Raw genomic sequence first — 14,769 nt, 5'->3', positions numbered from 1 at the left:
GCCCGGCGAACCTCCGGCGCAGCCGCACCTGCCCGTACGACGACAAGGACCCTCGTGTCGCTGACCGCCCACACCGTCGCCGCATCCCGACCGGCAGCGGCCGACGAGTCGGCCGCACCCGCCGAGGTCCGGCGCAGCCCGATCCGGGCCGTGCTGGGTGGGGTCCGGGACGGCATCGCCGCGATCCCCGCACTGCTCACCGACTGCGCCGTGCTGGCGTTCGCGCTCTGGACCCTGCTCTACCACGCCGCCCTGCCGTTGGGGCTGGCCCCCTCGCTGACGCTGCGGATCTGGCTGATCGCCGGATCGGCGCTGGCGGTGCTCGCCGTACTCCTCCGGCTGGCCCTCCGGTGGCGACGCCGCCGCACGGCCCAAAACTCGGCCGCCCCCCAGGCCCCCGCCGACCCGCCGGACCAGGCAGCCCCGGAGGAACCGGCAGAGCCCGCCGACCAGACCGAGCCGGTCGCCGACCGGGCCGGGTCGATGAGCGTGGCCCAGCGGTGGTGGACGGCGCTGACCCTGTTGGTCGGCACCGGCGCGGCGATCACGGCCGGGCTGGCCGGTACGCCGGCCGGTGCGGGCATCTCCTGGTGGGTGCCGGGCTCCGCCGGGCTGGTGGCCGCGATCGGTGCGGTGCTGCTGACCTGGCGGACCTGGCGAGCCACCCCGCCCAGCCGGTCGGAGGCCCCCGCCACGACGGCCTGGCAGTCGGCGTACGCCCTGCTGATCGCCGGGGTGGCCGCGGTGGCCTCGCTCTACCTGGCCCGCAGCACCCCGGACGACATCTACTACGTGGGCCGCTCGGTGTGGGTGGCCGAGCGCGACAACGTCCCCCTCAACGACTTCCTGTTCAGCGAGAACGTCCTCCCGGCGATGGCCTCCCAGCCCCCGGTCGCGAGCATCGAGGTCTTCGCCGGGGCCCTCGCCCGGTTCTTCGGCATCCCGGCCGCCTCGGCCACCTGGTATCTGCTGCTGCCCGTCCTGGCCGTGCTCGCGGTGCTGGCCCTGTGGCGGCTGGTGCAGCGGTGGGCCCCGCGCCGTCCGGTGCTCGCCTTCACCGTGGCCGTGGCCTTCCTGGCCCTGGTCTGCGGCCCGGACGCGGCGCTGGGCACCTTCCACCTGCCCCGCCTCTACCAGGGCAAGGGGATGTTCGTCTCCGCGGTCGTGCCGTTGATGTGGCTGTACCTGACCCGCTGGTTCGACGACCGGTCCAAGCGTGGGCTGCTGCTCATCGTCGCCTTGTCGATCACCGCGATCGGACTCACCACCACGGCGGCGATCATCCTGCCGATGCTGGTCGGCGGGGCGGCCCTGATGATGCTGCTGGTCGGGCGCTGGAAGTCCGCCCTGGTGGCCGGGGTGGCCGCGCTGGCGTACCCGGTCGGGGCGGTGGTGATCACCCAGCTGGTCCTCGGCACCTCGGCCAACGAGGCGGCAGCTGACGTCAACTTCTACGACGCCGCGCACACTTACCGGCGGACCTTCGAGATCGGCATCGTGGGGGTGATCGGCGGACTGGCGTTGTGGTGTGGTGCCTTGCTGGCCCGCCGCCGTACCCCGGCCCTGCTCGCGGCCGGGGGCGCCCTGACGCTGAGCGTACTGCTGGTTCCGGGGGTGTTGGAGTGGCTCAGCGCGGTCACCGGCATCTCGGTGGTGCTCTGGCGGGTCCCCTGGCTGCTGGCCGTGCCGGCGCTGATCGGGTTGCTCTGCACCGTCTGGCTGCCCACCCGGCTGCGGGTGGTGCGGGCCCTGGTCGGGGTGGTGCTGGCCGCCGCGATGATCACCTCCTTCGCCGTCTACGCCGTGCCGATGTGGGACGAGCGCAGCGGGGTGCTGGTGCACGCCGAGCCGACCTGGAAGATCCGGCCGCAGCGGCAGGCCATCGCGCAGTTCATCATCGACCTGGACCGCCCGCCGGGTCTGGTGCTCGCCCCGGCGAGCATCATGCGGACCATCCCGGTGATGTCCGCCCGGCCCCGGGTGGTGCTGCCCCGCGACTTCTTCCTGGTCGAGTACGACCTCAACTCACAGTTCTCCCAGGACCGGCTGCTGCTGACCCAGTTCGCCAACGGGGGTCCCAGGGCGGAGCGGCCGGAGCGGGACGAGGTGATCGCCGCGCTGGATCGGCTGGAGGTGGGCACGATCTGCTTCTACAGCCAGAACCGGTTCGCCCTGCGTACGGCCGAGCGGGCCGGCTACACCCTGGCCGCCGAGCGGCCCGCCGAACCCCCCGTACACCCCAACGCGGTCACCTGCATGGTCCGAGGGTGACCGGGTCGACCGGGCCCTCGACGGCGACGGCCCGGTCGGAATTCGCGCGGCCGGGGCCGGCGGCTTGAGCGGTACCGGCCCGGTCCGCCGCCGGGGCGGGCATGCTCACAGGGCAGGGCCGTAGTACACGGGAGGTGGGCATGGACAGCTACCACGAGGACTGGACGGACAGCCAACGCGCGCTCTACGACGAGTGCTACCGCCGTGGAGCCGACTGGGCCGAGGACCCGGCCACCCCGGCCGAGGACGTCCAGCAGGTGATCAATCTCGGTGAGGCCGACGACGACACCCTGGCCGACGCCGAGATCGACTTTCCGCCGTTGATCGACGCGGTCACCGAGGCCACCGGCGAGGTCGTCAGCACCGTACCGGCCAGCCACGACGACCCCGCCTTCAAGGGTTTCGTGGACGGGGTGCGGGACTCCACCTCCGATGAGGTCTTCGGCCTCTGAGCAAGGTCAAAACCTTCCCCCGGGCCTGTCACCCCGGCCGGTCTTCTGCCACCATCAACCCAACCAGTGCGGCAGCGCAACAGACCTGATGGGAGGCCGGGTGTGCGGATCCTGCTGGTCGAGGACGACCGCCGGGTGGCCGGTGCGCTGTCATCGGCGCTGAACCGGCGCGGCTACGAGGTGGAGCACGCCGCCACCGTGGCCGCCGCCCTCTGCGCCGCCCCGTGCGACCTGGTGCTGCTCGACCTGACCCTGCCCGACGGGGACGGCACCGACCTGTGCCGGGAGCTGCGCCGACGCAGCAGCCAACTGGGCATCATCGCGGTGACCGCCCGGGGCGAGGAACGCGACCGGGTGCTCGGCCTGCGCATCGGTGCCGACGACTATGTCGTCAAGCCCTTCTCCATGGTGGAGCTGCAGGCCCGGATCGAGGCGGTGCTGCGCCGGGCCTCGCACACCCCACCGCAGCGCACCCTGATCGAGGTCGGCACGGTCCGGGTCGACGCGGCGGCCCGCACGGTCACGGTGGCCGACCGGCCGGTGTCGCTGACCCGCAAGGAGTTCGACGTCCTGCTCTCGTTGGCCCGCCAGCCCGGGGTGGCGGTACCCCGGGACCGGATCCTGCTCGACGCCTGGGGGACCACCTTCGCCGATCGGCACACCGTCGAGGTGCATGTCGGGTCGCTGCGCAACAAGCTCGGCGACCCCCGCCTGGTGGAGACCGTGCGCGGCGTCGGATACCGGCTGCGGGCCGAGTGAGGGGCCGGGTGTGCGACGCCGCCTGGTGATCAGCTATCTGCTGCTGATGGTGCTGGTGCTGGTGGCTTTGGGTACGCCACTGGCGGCGACCCTGGCCACCCGGGAGACCGACCGGCTGCGGGCCGACCGGCTGGCCGACGCCACCCGGTTCGCCTCGCTGGCCGGCCCGGCCCTGCGCGACGGCACGACCGGCCCGCTCGCCAGCGAACTGGCCAGCTACGAGGAGCTGTACACCATCAACGCGGCCGTGGTCGACCGGGACGGGGCCGCGGTGATCCCGTCGCCCGGTTGGCAGTGGACCCTGGGCACCCGCCAGGCCCTGGATGTCGCCCTCTCCGGCCAGCAGACCAGCAGACCGGACTCGGTGTGGCCCTGGGTGGACGAGCCGATCGTGGTGGCGGTGCCGATCAACGACGGGGGTGAGGTGCTCGGGGCGGTGGTCACCGCCAGTCCGGCCGACGGGGTCCGTCGTACGGTGACGACCTGGTGGTTGTTGCTGGCCGGCACCGGGCTGATCGCCGTGCTGGCCTGCGTGCTGACCGCCTTCGGGCTGGCCGGTTGGGTGCTGCGCCCGATCACCGAACTGGACGCGGTCACCCACGAGATCGCCGAGGGGGACCGGGGAGCCCGGGTGCAGCACCGGCTCGGTCCGCCGGAACTGCGCCGCCTGGCGGCGAGCTTCAACCACATGGCCGACGTGGTCTCCGACGTGATGGACCGGCAGCGGGCCTTCGTCGCCCACGCCAGCCACCAACTGCGCAACCCGTTGACCGCCCTGCGGCTGCGGGTGGAGGAACTCGGGCCCAGCCTGGTCGACGAGCAGGGCCGCGCCGAACACCAGCTGGCCCTGGAGGAGACCGACCGGCTGGCCCTGCTGCTGGACGGCCTGCTCACCCTGGCCCGGGCCGAGCGCCAGGAGAACCAGCGGGTGACCGTCGACGCGGTCGCGGTGGCGGAGTCCCGGGTGGCGGCGTGGGAGCCCCTGGCCCGGTACCGGTCGGTCACCCTGCGACTGACCGCCAACCCCGACCCGGTTCACGCCCGGACCGTACCGACCGCGATCGACCAGGCGCTGGACGCCCTGATCGACAACGCGGTCAAGTTCAGCGGCGCGGGCGGCGAGGTGACCGTGACCGTCACGGCCCGCGACGGCGGCTGTGCCCTGGAGGTACGCGACACCGGCCCCGGCATGACCCGCAGTCAGCTGGGCCAGGCCACGGAACGCTTCTGGCGGGCCCCGGAGGTGCAGAACGTCGACGGCGCCGGGCTGGGGCTGACCATCGCGGCCGTGCTCGTGGACGCCTCCGACGGCCGCCTCACCATGCAGCCGAACTCGCCCCGTGGACTGGTCGCCGCCCTGTGGTTCCCCGCCCCGGAGGAGCCACCCGCCCCGGAGGAGCCGCCCGCCCTGGACGAGCCACCCGTCGCGCTGGAACCGGCCGCCAGCCCCGGCTGACCGGCCGGGTCAGGGCTTGCTGTCGCGGTAGTACGCGGCCGCCCCCGGGTGCAGGGGCAGCGGCGGGGTGGCGATCGCCGAACGGGGGCTGATCCGTCCGGCCGCCGGATGGGCTTCGGCCAACTCGGCCCGTCGTTCCATCAGCAGCCGGGTCACCTGGCGCACCAGGTCTTCCGGCAGGTCGGCTCGGACCAGCAGATAGTTGGGGTTGGCCACGGCGGTGACCGGGTCGATGCCGTACACCGAGCGGGGAATGTCCCGGGGCACGTACACCTCCCGGTTGCCCCGGCGCAGCGGCACGGTCCACTCGCCGAGGTCGACGATGCGGGTGGGGGTGTCCTCGACGAGTTGGGCCACGGCCAGTACCGGCAGGCCACCGGAGAAGAAGAAGGCGTCGATCTCACCGCTGCGCAGCGCGGTGACCGAGTCGTCCAGACCGAGCTGCACCCGGTGCAGCTCGACGTCGTCCAGCCCGGCCACGGTGAGCAGCCGGTTGACCGTGATCTCCGTTCCGGAACCGGCCGCGCCGATGGACACCCGTCGACCCGCCAGGTCGGTCAGCTTTCGGACTGGGCTGTCCGCGGTGGTGACCAGGTGCAACAGGTCGTCGTAGACCCGGGCCACCGCCACCACGGGTGGATCCGGTCCCGGATAGGCCGGCAGCACGTCGGCCTGGGTGAACCCGAGTTCGGCCTCGCCTGCCTTGAGTAGCCGGACGTTCTCCACCGAGGCGGCTGTGATCAGTACCTCAGCGCGTACGTTGGGCAGTTCCCGGTTGAGGATGGCGGCCAGGGAGGTGCCGATGGCGTGGTAGACGGCCGTCGGGCTGCCGGTGGCGATCCGAATGCGTACCGGGTCCTCGGGCTCGTCCCGGCAGGCACTGAGACCAGGCAGGACCAGCAGCACGGCCACCAGGATGGCCGCACTGGCGACGGGCCGCCGGTCTCGGGCAGCATACCGGGAACTGGTCACGGGCAGCACTGTGCGCCGCCGGACCCCTGCGGCGCAACCCCAGGATGGCGGAGTCTGTCCCGACCGCGGTGCAGTTTTGTCCTGACCGGGGTGGTGCACTCAGGCGACCGGTCGGTGGGCCACCTCCTCGCCGGCATGGTGCAGGATGCGATCCCGGTCCGGGCCGTGGGCGACACTGACGAGGTAACAGCCGGTGCCCGCGCGCAGCAGCGCCGGTACGTCGAGCAGGGCGGCGCCGCGGACCAGGACGGCGGCGAGTTCCCGGTCGGTGATCCGTACCCCGAGGATGTGTCGCCGTACGTGCCGTCCACCGGCCAGCAGAGCGGCCCGCCAGGCAGCGGAGGCCAACCGGGTGCGCCACTGCCGGCGAGCCGTCGAGGCACCGGGCACCGGACCCCCGAGCAGTTCCCGTCGGCCCCGACGCCAGCCGTTCTCCATCAGTGCCGCGTACTCCGGCCGGTCTTCGTGGGACACGTGCAGCCGGTGCAGTTCGTAGCGGCGGCGCAGGCCACCCACGGCCAACTCGTGCCGTACCGGTATTCCCAACCGGTCCAGCAGTTGGCGGGTGCGGCGGGCCGCCTCTTCCCGGTTGAACTCGATGGCCGTGGGCAGGCTGGGCTGTTGTCCGGGGTAACGGTGACCGGATGTGGCCGGGGGCGGCATACAGCGCAGCAGACAGGCCGCCTCGAAGGCGTCGGCCAGGGTCGTCCAGTCCAGGGGCGGCAGGGTCGACGGGGTGCGGTGTCGGTCGAGCAGAATCGGTTCGGCAACCACCCGGAGGGCCTCCTCGTGGTGTCGGGTGTAGTTACAGTGACCCGAGACGCCGCGTGGTGGTACCGATCAGGTCGAGCCTTGAGGAAATCTTGCGGCTGTTCACAGCTCGGAAACCACCACGTCCACCTGACGTGGCCGTCCCGCTGCCGAGGGCTGCTCGCAGACGGTGTACTTCAGCTCCCGCAGCTCCCCCACCAGGGCATCGATGCTCCGTGGACGGACCCCGTGCAGCAGCAGGTCCCGCACCAACCGACCCTTGGTGGCCTTGTTGAAGTGACTCACCACCGAGCGCACCGGTACGCCGTCGACCTCCCGCTCGTGCAGCACCCGTACGGTGAGGGTCCGCTCGGCCAGCGCACCCCGGGGGGTCCAGGCGGCGGCGTAGGCACCCGAACGCAGGTCCAGCACCGGCCCGGTACCCGCGGCCGAGGTCAACGCCGGCCCCAGCACCGGTCGCCAGAGCGCCGGCAGGGCACCGACCCCGGGCAGCCGGGCCCCGATCGGGCAGCGGTACGGCGGAATCCGGTCGCCGATCCGTACCGCCCCCCACAGGCCGGAGCTGATCAGCACCTGCCGGGCCGCTGCCCGGTGCGCCGCCGGTGGCAGGGTGGCCAGGTCCAGTGCCTCGTAGAGCACCCCGGTGTAGATCCGACCCGCCGGTGCGGTCGCCGCCCGCTCCAGACGGGCGTTGCGGCCCAGCTCACCGTGCTGGCCGGCACCGAGTCCCAGGGCGGTCAGCGCCGCCTCGGCGGGCCCCTCGCTGAGCCTCAGCAGCGCGGCCAGCACCTGCTCACGGACGGGGTTCAGCTCCGGCAGCGAGAGCCGGGCCAGGTCCAGACGGCGACCGGCGCCGACCTCGGCCTTGCCCTCCGAGGGCGGCAGCAGGATGAGCATCGACAGACTCCTCGACCTCCCGGACCGGGCCATCCGCGCCGGGGTCCGGCCAGCGTACGACCCCCCTCACCGCCACGGTCGCAGCGGCGTGGGCGGGTGGTAGACCCGGAAGCCGCCGACCTCGGCCAGCAGGTCGGTGTCCGCCCGGTCGCCGAGCAGTTCCCGCAGTCGGAGGTCCGCCGGTCCACCGGCCTCGAACACGTATCCGGGCCGTGCCGCCCGGGCCAGCCGCCACCAGTACGCCGAATAGCGGTTCTGCCCGGGCCGCAGGTCGCTGTCGAGCACCCCGCAGACCACCTGCTCACCGGTGTTGAACACCAGCCGGTTGCAGGTCCAGTACTCGCCGTACACCTCGCGCAGCCCGGCGGCCCGGACCAGTTCCGCGAGTTGGCGGGACTGCCGTTCCTGCACCCGGCCCGGCTCCGCACCGGCAGTGGCGAACAACACCGTGACCACCAGGGCGGTCGCCGTCAGGGCGGCCAGGGCGGCGGTGGCCGCCGCGCCGACCAGCCGCCCCGCCGCGCCGACCGTGCCCCGCCAGCAGGCCACCGCCGCCACCCACAGCGGCCAGAGCACCGCCGGCAGGGACAGTTGCAGCACCGACAGGTAGCGGGCGTTGCCCAGGGGTTCGGTGGCGGCGAGGGAACTTCGCACGTACGCCAGCAGGGTCAGCGCGGCGCCGACGAGCAGTGCCAGACGCACCACCGCGACCACCCGCTCACCCGGTCCGGTCATCCGCCGGTACGCGAACCCGGCCAGCACCACCCCGACGACCAGCAACACCGGGTAGAGCAGGCCGAACCACTCCTGCCAGCGGGCGCAGCCGGTCAGTGGACACAGCCCGGTGGCCTGCGGAACCCCCTCCAGCAGCCCGCCGTCGAGCCGCTGCCCCCACGAGGGGGTGGGCCCCTGGGTGCCGCTGATCCGACCCAGCACGGACAGGGAGTCCTGCCCGGGTGGGGCCACCAGGTTGTCGCGGATCATCGGGGCGATCCCCACACCGAACCCTAGGACCAGCAGCAGACCGGCCCACCCGAGAAGTTCCCGGCGCAGCACCCAGAGCAGCGCCAACCCGGCCACCGCCAGGTACGGCACGATCAGCCAGTCCGACCAGAGGGCCAGCCCGGCGAGCAACCCGAAGCCGCCGACGGCCCACCAGCGGTGCCGTACCGTGCCCCGGGCCAACCCCATCACGATCAGCAGCATCGCCAGCACGGCGACCTTGACCTCCGGACGGCCGCCGACCGTCGTCACCTGGTCGCGGATGACCCGCTCGGAGCCCAGCGCCAGCAGCCCGACGACGGTGGTGGCGAACCAGGGTGAGCCGATCCTTCGGGTCAGCCGGTGGATCAGCCAGAGGAACAGGGCGTAGAGCGCGAGCACCGGCAGCCGCAGCGCCGGCCAACTCGGCCCGGTCACCGCGAGCAGGGGAGCGGCCAGGTAGGACTGCAACATGCCCATGTACCGCTGGCCGTACAGGAAGACCGGATGTTCCCGGCCCTGCGCGATGTGCAGGGCGGCCAACCCGAAGGTGGCCTCGTCGCTGTTGGACACCGGCACGGTGTTCAGCACCAGGTACAACCGGTAGCCGACCCCGAGCACGCCGAGGATCAGTGCGACCAGGGCCGGACGATCCAGCCGTGGCAGCCACCGGCTCCGTCCTCGCTGTGCTTCCGACCCTGGTCGTGGCACGACCTCGCCCCCGTCGCCGTTCCGACGGGAGTGTTTCACGGTAACGGCGCATTCGCGGGTATTTGCCCTGGATCTGCTGATGTGTCACCTGCCGTCGCGGCTTGGGGGAATGCACCCCGCAGACGATCAAGAAGCCCCGGTCTCGCGTGGCCGAGGTCGGCGGGGTGTGGCAGGGTTGCAGACGTGCCACCCACACCCGCTGGCCAGTTGGCCATACCCAGCCTGCACCGGGCCGCGCGGATCGAGGACGCCGTGCACGCACTGGTCGAACGCCGACTGCGGCGGACCGGCTGGCGGACCAACATCATCGCCTACACCGGGTACGGGGCTCCCGGTTGGGCGCGGGTGATGTGCCGGGTGCTGCTGGGACGGCCGGACACCCGCCAACGGGGGCGGCTGGAGAAGGTCCGCGGCTGGCGCAGCTTCACCACCCTGCCGGCCAAGCACGTCACGGTGACCATCGAGACCGGTGGGGTGGTGCACGAGGCCCGGGCCGATCGCAGCGGGTTCATCGACACCACGGTCGAGGCGGATCTGCCTCCCGGTTGGGGCTCGGTGCGGATCAGCATGCCGGACGCCGAACCGGTCGAGGCGCCGGTGCGGATCCTGGATCCGGAGGTGCGCTTCGGCGTCCTCTCCGACATCGACGACACCGTGATGGTGACCGCGCTACCCCGCCCGCTGCTCGCCGCCTGGAACACCTTCGTCCTCGACGAGCACGCCCGGGCCGCCGTGCCCGGCATGGCCGTGCTGTACGAGCGGCTGGTCACCGCCCACCCCGGAGCCCCGGTCTTCTACCTGTCCACCGGTGCCTGGAATGTCGCACCGACCCTGACCCGCTTCCTGTCCCGGCACCTCTACCCGGCGGGTCCGCTGCTGCTCACCGACTGGGGACCCACCCAGGACCGCTGGTTCCGCAGCGGGCGGGAGCACAAGCGGGCCACCCTGGCCCGGCTGGCCAAGGAGTTCCCGGACGTACGCTGGCTGCTCGTCGGCGACGACGGCCAGCACGACCAGGAGATCTACCGGGAGTTCGCCGCCGCCCACCCGGACAACGTGGCCGGCGTCGCGATCCGCCGCCTCTCACCCGCCCAGGCGGTGCTCGCCGGTAGCCTGCCCGTCCCGCACGACCGCCCGACCGAGGGACCGGTGGGACAGAAGTGGCTCTCCGCCCCCGACGGTGCCGGCCTGTGGACCCTGCTCCGCGGCGCCGGCCTGGTCTGAGTCAGCCCTACGCCCGCTGAACGAAAACCAGTGCGTCAGTTGACGCAGAGCAAAGGGCAGCGGTGGTTCAGGCGGGGCGGAGCCAAAGGGCGCCGAGCGGGGGGACGCGCAGCGCCACCGAGGCGGGTTGGCCGTGCCAGGGGACCGGCTCGGCGTGCACGGTGCCGAGGTTGCCCACCCCGGAGCCGCCGTAGTGGTGGGCATCCGTGTTGAGCACCTCGGCCCAGGCCCCGGCGGCCGGCAGGCCGATGCGGTAGTCCTCCAGGGGCAGGGCGGAGAAGTTGGCCACACAGACCAGGGTGGCGCCGTCGGGGGCGATCCGGACGAACGAGATGGTGTTGTTGGCGACGTCGTCCCCGGCCAGCCAGCGGAAACCGGCGGGGGAGGTGTCCTGCGCCCACAGGGCGGGGGTGTCCCGGTAGACCCGGTTGAGGTCGCCGACCAGGCGTTGCACCCCGGCCCGGGCCGGGTCGTGCAGCAGGTACCAGTCGAGACCGCGTTCCTCGCTCCACTCCCGGTCGTCGGCCAGCTCGCAGCCCATGAACAGCAGTTGCTTGCCCGGGTGCGCCCACATGTAGGCCAGCAGCACGCGGACGTTGGCCAGTCGTTGCCACTGGTCGCCGGGCATCTTCGTCAGCAGGGAACCCTTGCCGTGCACCACCTCGTCGTGGCTGATCGGCAGCACGTAGTTCTCACTCCAGGCGTACGCCAGGGAGAAGGTGAGCTGATGGTGGTGATGCTGCCGGTAGATCGGGTCCTTGGAGGTGTAGAGCAGGGTGTCGTGCATCCACCCCATGTTCCATTTGAACCCGAAACCCAGCCCGCCCTCACTGGTCGGTCGGGTCACCCCGGGCCAGGCGGTGGACTCCTCGGCGATCATCACCACCCCGGGGTGGTGCTTGTAGACGGTCGCGTTGGTCTCCTGCATGAAGGCGATGGCCTCCAGGTTCTCCCGGCCGCCGTACTGGTTGGGCACCCACTGTCCGTCGGGGCGGGAGTAGTCCAGGTAGAGCATCGAGGCGACCGCATCCACCCGCAGCCCGTCGATGTGGAACTCCTCCAGCCAGTAGAGGGCGTTGGCGACCAGGAAGTTGCGCACCTCCCGGCGGCCGAAGTCGAAGACGTAGGTGCCCCAGTCCGGGTGCTCCCCCCGGCGCGGGTCGGGGTGCTCGTACAGGGGGGTGCCGTCGAAGCGGGCCAGGGCCCACTCGTCCTTGGGGAAGTGGGCCGGCACCCAGTCCAGGATCACCCCGATGCCGGCGGCGTGCAGCCGGTCCACCAGGTGACGGAAGTCGTCCGGGTCACCGAAGCGGGAGGTCGGGGCGAAGTATCCGGTGACCTGGTAGCCCCAGGAGCCGCCGAAGGGATGCTCCATCACCGGCAGGAACTCCACATGGGTGAAGCCCAACTCCGTCACGTACCCGGCCAACTGCTCGGCCAGTTCCCGGTAGCCGAGGCCGGGACGCCAGGAACCGAGGTGCACCTCGTACACGCTCATCGGTTCCTGGTGGGGCTGGCGGGTCGCCCGCCGCGCCAGCCAGTCCGCGTCGCCCCACTCGTACGTCGAGTGGTGCACCACCGAGGCGGTGGCCGGCGGCACCTCGGCGTACCCGGCCAGGGGGTCGGCCTTGTCCCGCCAGTGACCGTCGACGCCGAGGATCCGGTACTTGTACCGGGCCCCCACCTGTACCCCGGGTACGAAGATCTCCCATACCCCGGCGGAGCCCAGGGACCGCATCGGCCATCCGTCGTCGGGTGCCCAGCCGGTGAAGTCGCCGACCACCCGCACCCCCCGGGCGTTGGGGGCCCAGACCGCGAAGGCCACCCCGCCGTCGAGGACGCGGGCGCCGAGGGCCTCCCAGAGCCGCTCGTGTCGCCCCTCGCCGATCAGGTGCAGGTCCAGCTCACCCAGGGTCGGCAGGTGGCGGTACGGGTCGTCGTGCGGCTGCCCGTCCCACTCGATGCGGTAGTCGAGCACCTCGCCGGGCACGGTCGCCTCGAAGACCCCGGCCTCGTGCACCCGGGTCATCGGGTACCGCTGCTCACCCACCAGCAGGCACAGCTCGGTTGCGCCCCGCCGCAGGGTGCGGATCACCGTACGACCGTCGCCCGGGTGTGCCCCGAGCACGGCGTGCGGGTCGTGGGTCTCCCCGGAGATCAGCTGGTCCATCGGGCGTCGTCCTTCGTCGCGGAGGCGGTGCCGCCACTCAGACCGGCGGCAGTGGCGGGCACGGTGGTGGTGATCGGCGCGGGGGTGGCGGTGGCCGCCGGAGCCGGGGAGGGCGCGGCGGCGTCGGTAGGGCGCAGGGTGAACACATGGGCGGGTTGCAGGTACGGATCCAGCCGGACCGCGTTGCGCTGCCCCCAGTCGTAGTGGGCCCCGGTCAGCTCGTCGTGCACCATGAACCGGTCGTGCCAGTCCAGGCCCAGGGCCGGCATGTCCAGGGTGGTGTTGCCCCACTGCACGGTGTGCGAGTCGAAGGAGCAGACCACCAGCACGGTGTTGCCGGTGCTCGGGTCGCGTTTGGACCAGCACAGCAACGCCGGGTTGTCGATGTCGTGGAAGACCAGGTTGCGCAGTCGGTGCAGGGCCGGGTTCTCCCGGCGGACCCGGTTCAGGGTGGCGATGAACGGGGCCAGGGAGCGTCCCTGCGCCTGGGCCTGCGCCCAGTCCCGGGGGCGCAGCTCGTACTTCTCGTTGTCCAGGTACTCCTCGGCGCCGGGGCGGGCGACATGCTCGAACAGCTCGAAGCCGGCGTACATGCCCCAGGAGGGGGAGAGCAGGGCGGCCAGCACCGCCCGGATCTTGAACATCGGGGGCCCGCCGTGCTGGAGGCTCTCGGGCAGGATGTCCGGGGTGTTCGGCCAGAAGTTCGGCCGCATGTAATCGGCCGCCGCCACCAGCTCCGCGCAGTACTCCCGCATGTCGGCGGGCGAGGTCCGCCAGGTGAAGTACGTGTACGACTGGGTGAAGCCGACCTTGGCCAGCCCGTGCATCATCGCCGGTCGGGTGAACGCCTCGGCCAGGAAGAGCACCTCCGGGTCGGTCCGCTTGACCTCCCAGATCAGCCAGTGCCAGAAGTCGACCGGCTTGGTGTGCGGGTTGTCCACCCGGAAGATCTTCACCCCCTCGCCGACCCAGTGCCGCACCACCCGCAGGATCTCCGCCCGGATGCCCTCGGGATCGTTGTCGAAGTTCAGCGGGTAGATGTCCTGGTACTTCTTCGGCGGGTTCTCCGCGTACGCGATGCTGCCGTCGGCGCGGGTGGTGAACCATTCCGGGTGCTCGGTCACCCAGGGGTGGTCCGGCGCGCACTGCAACGCCAGGTCCATCGCCACCTCAAGGCCGTGTTCGGCGGCGGCGGCCACGAAGTCGCGGAAGTCCTGCGGGGTACCCAGGTCGGGGTGGATGGCGTCGTGGCCGCCCTCGGCGGCCCCGATGGCCCACGGCGAACCCACATCCGCCGGCCCGGCGACCAGGCTGTTGTTCGGGCCCTTGCGGTTGACCCGGCCGATCGGGTGGATCGGCGGCAGGTACAGCACGTCGAAGCCCATCGCGGCCACCCCGGGCAGCCGCTCGGTGGCGGTGGCGAAGGTCCCGGAACGGGCCGGCGTCTCGGCCGTGGCCAGGACCGCCCCCTCCGAGCGGGGGAAGAACTCGTACCAGGCGGAGTACAGGGCCCGCTCCCGGTCCACCCAGATGCGGTACGCCTCGCCGGTGGTGACCAGCTCCCGCACCGGGTGCGCCCAGAGCAGTTCGGCCAGGTCGAGGGCCGGGCCGACCCGGTCCTTCAGCGGCAGATCGGTGTCGCGCAGCGCGGCCACGGCCCGTTCGAGTCGGGCCTGCTCGGCCTTGGGCACCGCTGCGGCACCCAGCACGCGTACCCCCTCGGCCAGGTCGTTGGCCAGGTCTTCCGCGCCCTGACCGGCGGCGATCTTCTTGGTCACCGCGTTGTGCCAGGTCAGGTACGGGTCGCTGAACGCCTCCACGGTGAAGACCCACTCCCCGACGGTGTCCGGGGTGATGGTGGCGTGCCAACGGTCCTGACCGGGCGCACCGGGCCGCATCCGGGTGAACGGCTGCGCCTGCCCGTCCGGGCCCAGCCAGACCACGTTGCAGCCGAGGGCATCATGCCCCTCCCGGTACGCGGTCGCCGACACCGGCACGAGTTCACCGACCACGGCGCGGGCCGGATAACGCCCGCAGGAGACGACGGGGGAGACGTCTTCGATCGGGAACCGTCCAGTCACCCTGTCAACCTACTGCGCGAGATC

The 14,769-nt window shown here is 72.2% G+C and carries 11 protein-coding genes; 5 read left to right on the top strand and 6 right to left on the bottom strand.

Going from position 1 to position 14,769, the window contains the following annotated elements; translation table 11 throughout:
* Window positions 1–54 precede the first annotated feature (54 nt).
* The 4 genes from OIE53_RS13425 to OIE53_RS13410 all read left to right on the top strand — a co-directional run bounded on the left by OIE53_RS13425 (window position 55) and on the right by OIE53_RS13410 (window position 4,938).
* Window positions 55–2,271: a DUF6077 domain-containing protein gene (locus tag OIE53_RS13425; protein ID WP_327026936.1), complete on the top strand. Its 2,217-nt coding sequence runs from the start codon at window positions 55–57 to the stop codon at window positions 2,269–2,271.
* A gap of 140 nt (window positions 2,272–2,411) precedes the next feature.
* On the top strand, window positions 2,412–2,723 hold the full coding sequence (locus OIE53_RS13420; RefSeq protein ID WP_327026935.1) for a hypothetical protein: 312 nt from the start codon (window positions 2,412–2,414) through the stop codon (window positions 2,721–2,723).
* Between the two features lie 102 nt (window positions 2,724–2,825).
* The gene (locus OIE53_RS13415; RefSeq protein ID WP_327026934.1) at window positions 2,826–3,482 is read left to right on the top strand and encodes a response regulator transcription factor; all 657 of its coding nucleotides are present in this window, start codon (window positions 2,826–2,828) and stop codon (window positions 3,480–3,482) included.
* 10 nt (window positions 3,483–3,492) lie between these two features.
* On the top strand, window positions 3,493–4,938 hold the full coding sequence (locus OIE53_RS13410; RefSeq protein ID WP_327026933.1) for a sensor histidine kinase: 1,446 nt from the start codon (window positions 3,493–3,495) through the stop codon (window positions 4,936–4,938).
* Window positions 4,939–4,947: 9 nt separating this feature from the next.
* Here the strand turns inward: OIE53_RS13410 and OIE53_RS13405 are convergent, their stop codons facing one another.
* From OIE53_RS13405 to OIE53_RS13390, 4 genes are all read right to left on the bottom strand, one after another.
* Entirely contained in the window at window positions 4,948–5,919 is a 972-nt protein-coding gene (locus OIE53_RS13405; RefSeq protein WP_442791389.1) for a TAXI family TRAP transporter solute-binding subunit, read from the bottom strand.
* Window positions 5,920–6,009: 90 nt separating this feature from the next.
* A complete protein-coding gene (locus tag OIE53_RS13400; RefSeq protein WP_327026931.1) occupies window positions 6,010–6,684 on the bottom strand; it encodes a hypothetical protein in 675 nt (224 codons plus the stop codon).
* 99 nt (window positions 6,685–6,783) lie between these two features.
* Window positions 6,784–7,578: a peroxide stress protein YaaA gene (gene yaaA, locus OIE53_RS13395; protein WP_327026930.1), complete on the bottom strand. Its 795-nt coding sequence runs from the start codon at window positions 7,576–7,578 to the stop codon at window positions 6,784–6,786.
* Window positions 7,579–7,644: 66 nt separating this feature from the next.
* Window positions 7,645–9,270, bottom strand: a complete 1,626-nt coding sequence (locus tag OIE53_RS13390) for an ArnT family glycosyltransferase (RefSeq protein WP_327026929.1) — start codon at window positions 9,268–9,270, stop codon at window positions 7,645–7,647.
* 183 nt (window positions 9,271–9,453) lie between these two features.
* Between OIE53_RS13390 and OIE53_RS13385 the strand changes: the two genes are divergently transcribed.
* Window positions 9,454–10,494, top strand: a complete 1,041-nt coding sequence (locus OIE53_RS13385) for an App1 family protein (protein WP_327026928.1) — start codon at window positions 9,454–9,456, stop codon at window positions 10,492–10,494.
* Window positions 10,495–10,561: 67 nt separating this feature from the next.
* Here the strand turns inward: OIE53_RS13385 and glgB are convergent, their stop codons facing one another.
* The gene (gene glgB, locus OIE53_RS13380) at window positions 10,562–12,664 is read right to left on the bottom strand and encodes a 1,4-alpha-glucan branching protein GlgB (RefSeq protein WP_327026927.1); all 2,103 of its coding nucleotides are present in this window, start codon (window positions 12,662–12,664) and stop codon (window positions 10,562–10,564) included.
* Complete coding sequence (locus tag OIE53_RS13375) at window positions 12,652–14,745, bottom strand: alpha-1,4-glucan--maltose-1-phosphate maltosyltransferase (protein ID WP_327026926.1); 2,094 nt, start codon at window positions 14,743–14,745, stop codon at window positions 12,652–12,654. The genes glgB and OIE53_RS13375 overlap by 13 nt, the downstream gene beginning before the upstream one ends.
* Window positions 14,746–14,769: the final 24 nt, after the last annotated feature.

The sequence above is a fragment of the Micromonospora sp. NBC_01739 genome (genome assembly GCF_035920385.1).
Classification (GTDB): domain Bacteria; phylum Actinomycetota; class Actinomycetes; order Mycobacteriales; family Micromonosporaceae; genus Micromonospora.
The sequence above is the reverse complement of the archived record's forward strand: the minus strand, read 5'-3'. Positions and strand labels throughout refer to the sequence as shown.

Coding starts and splice junctions, on each gene's coding strand:
- OIE53_RS13420 (WP_327026935.1), top strand. CDS start 2,412: ATGGACAGCTACCACGAGGACTGGACGGACAGCCAACGCGCGCTCTAC.
- yaaA (WP_327026930.1), bottom strand. CDS start 7,578: ATGCTCATCCTGCTGCCGCCCTCGGAGGGCAAGGCCGAGGTCGGCGCC.
- glgB (WP_327026927.1), bottom strand. CDS start 12,664: ATGGACCAGCTGATCTCCGGGGAGACCCACGACCCGCACGCCGTGCTC.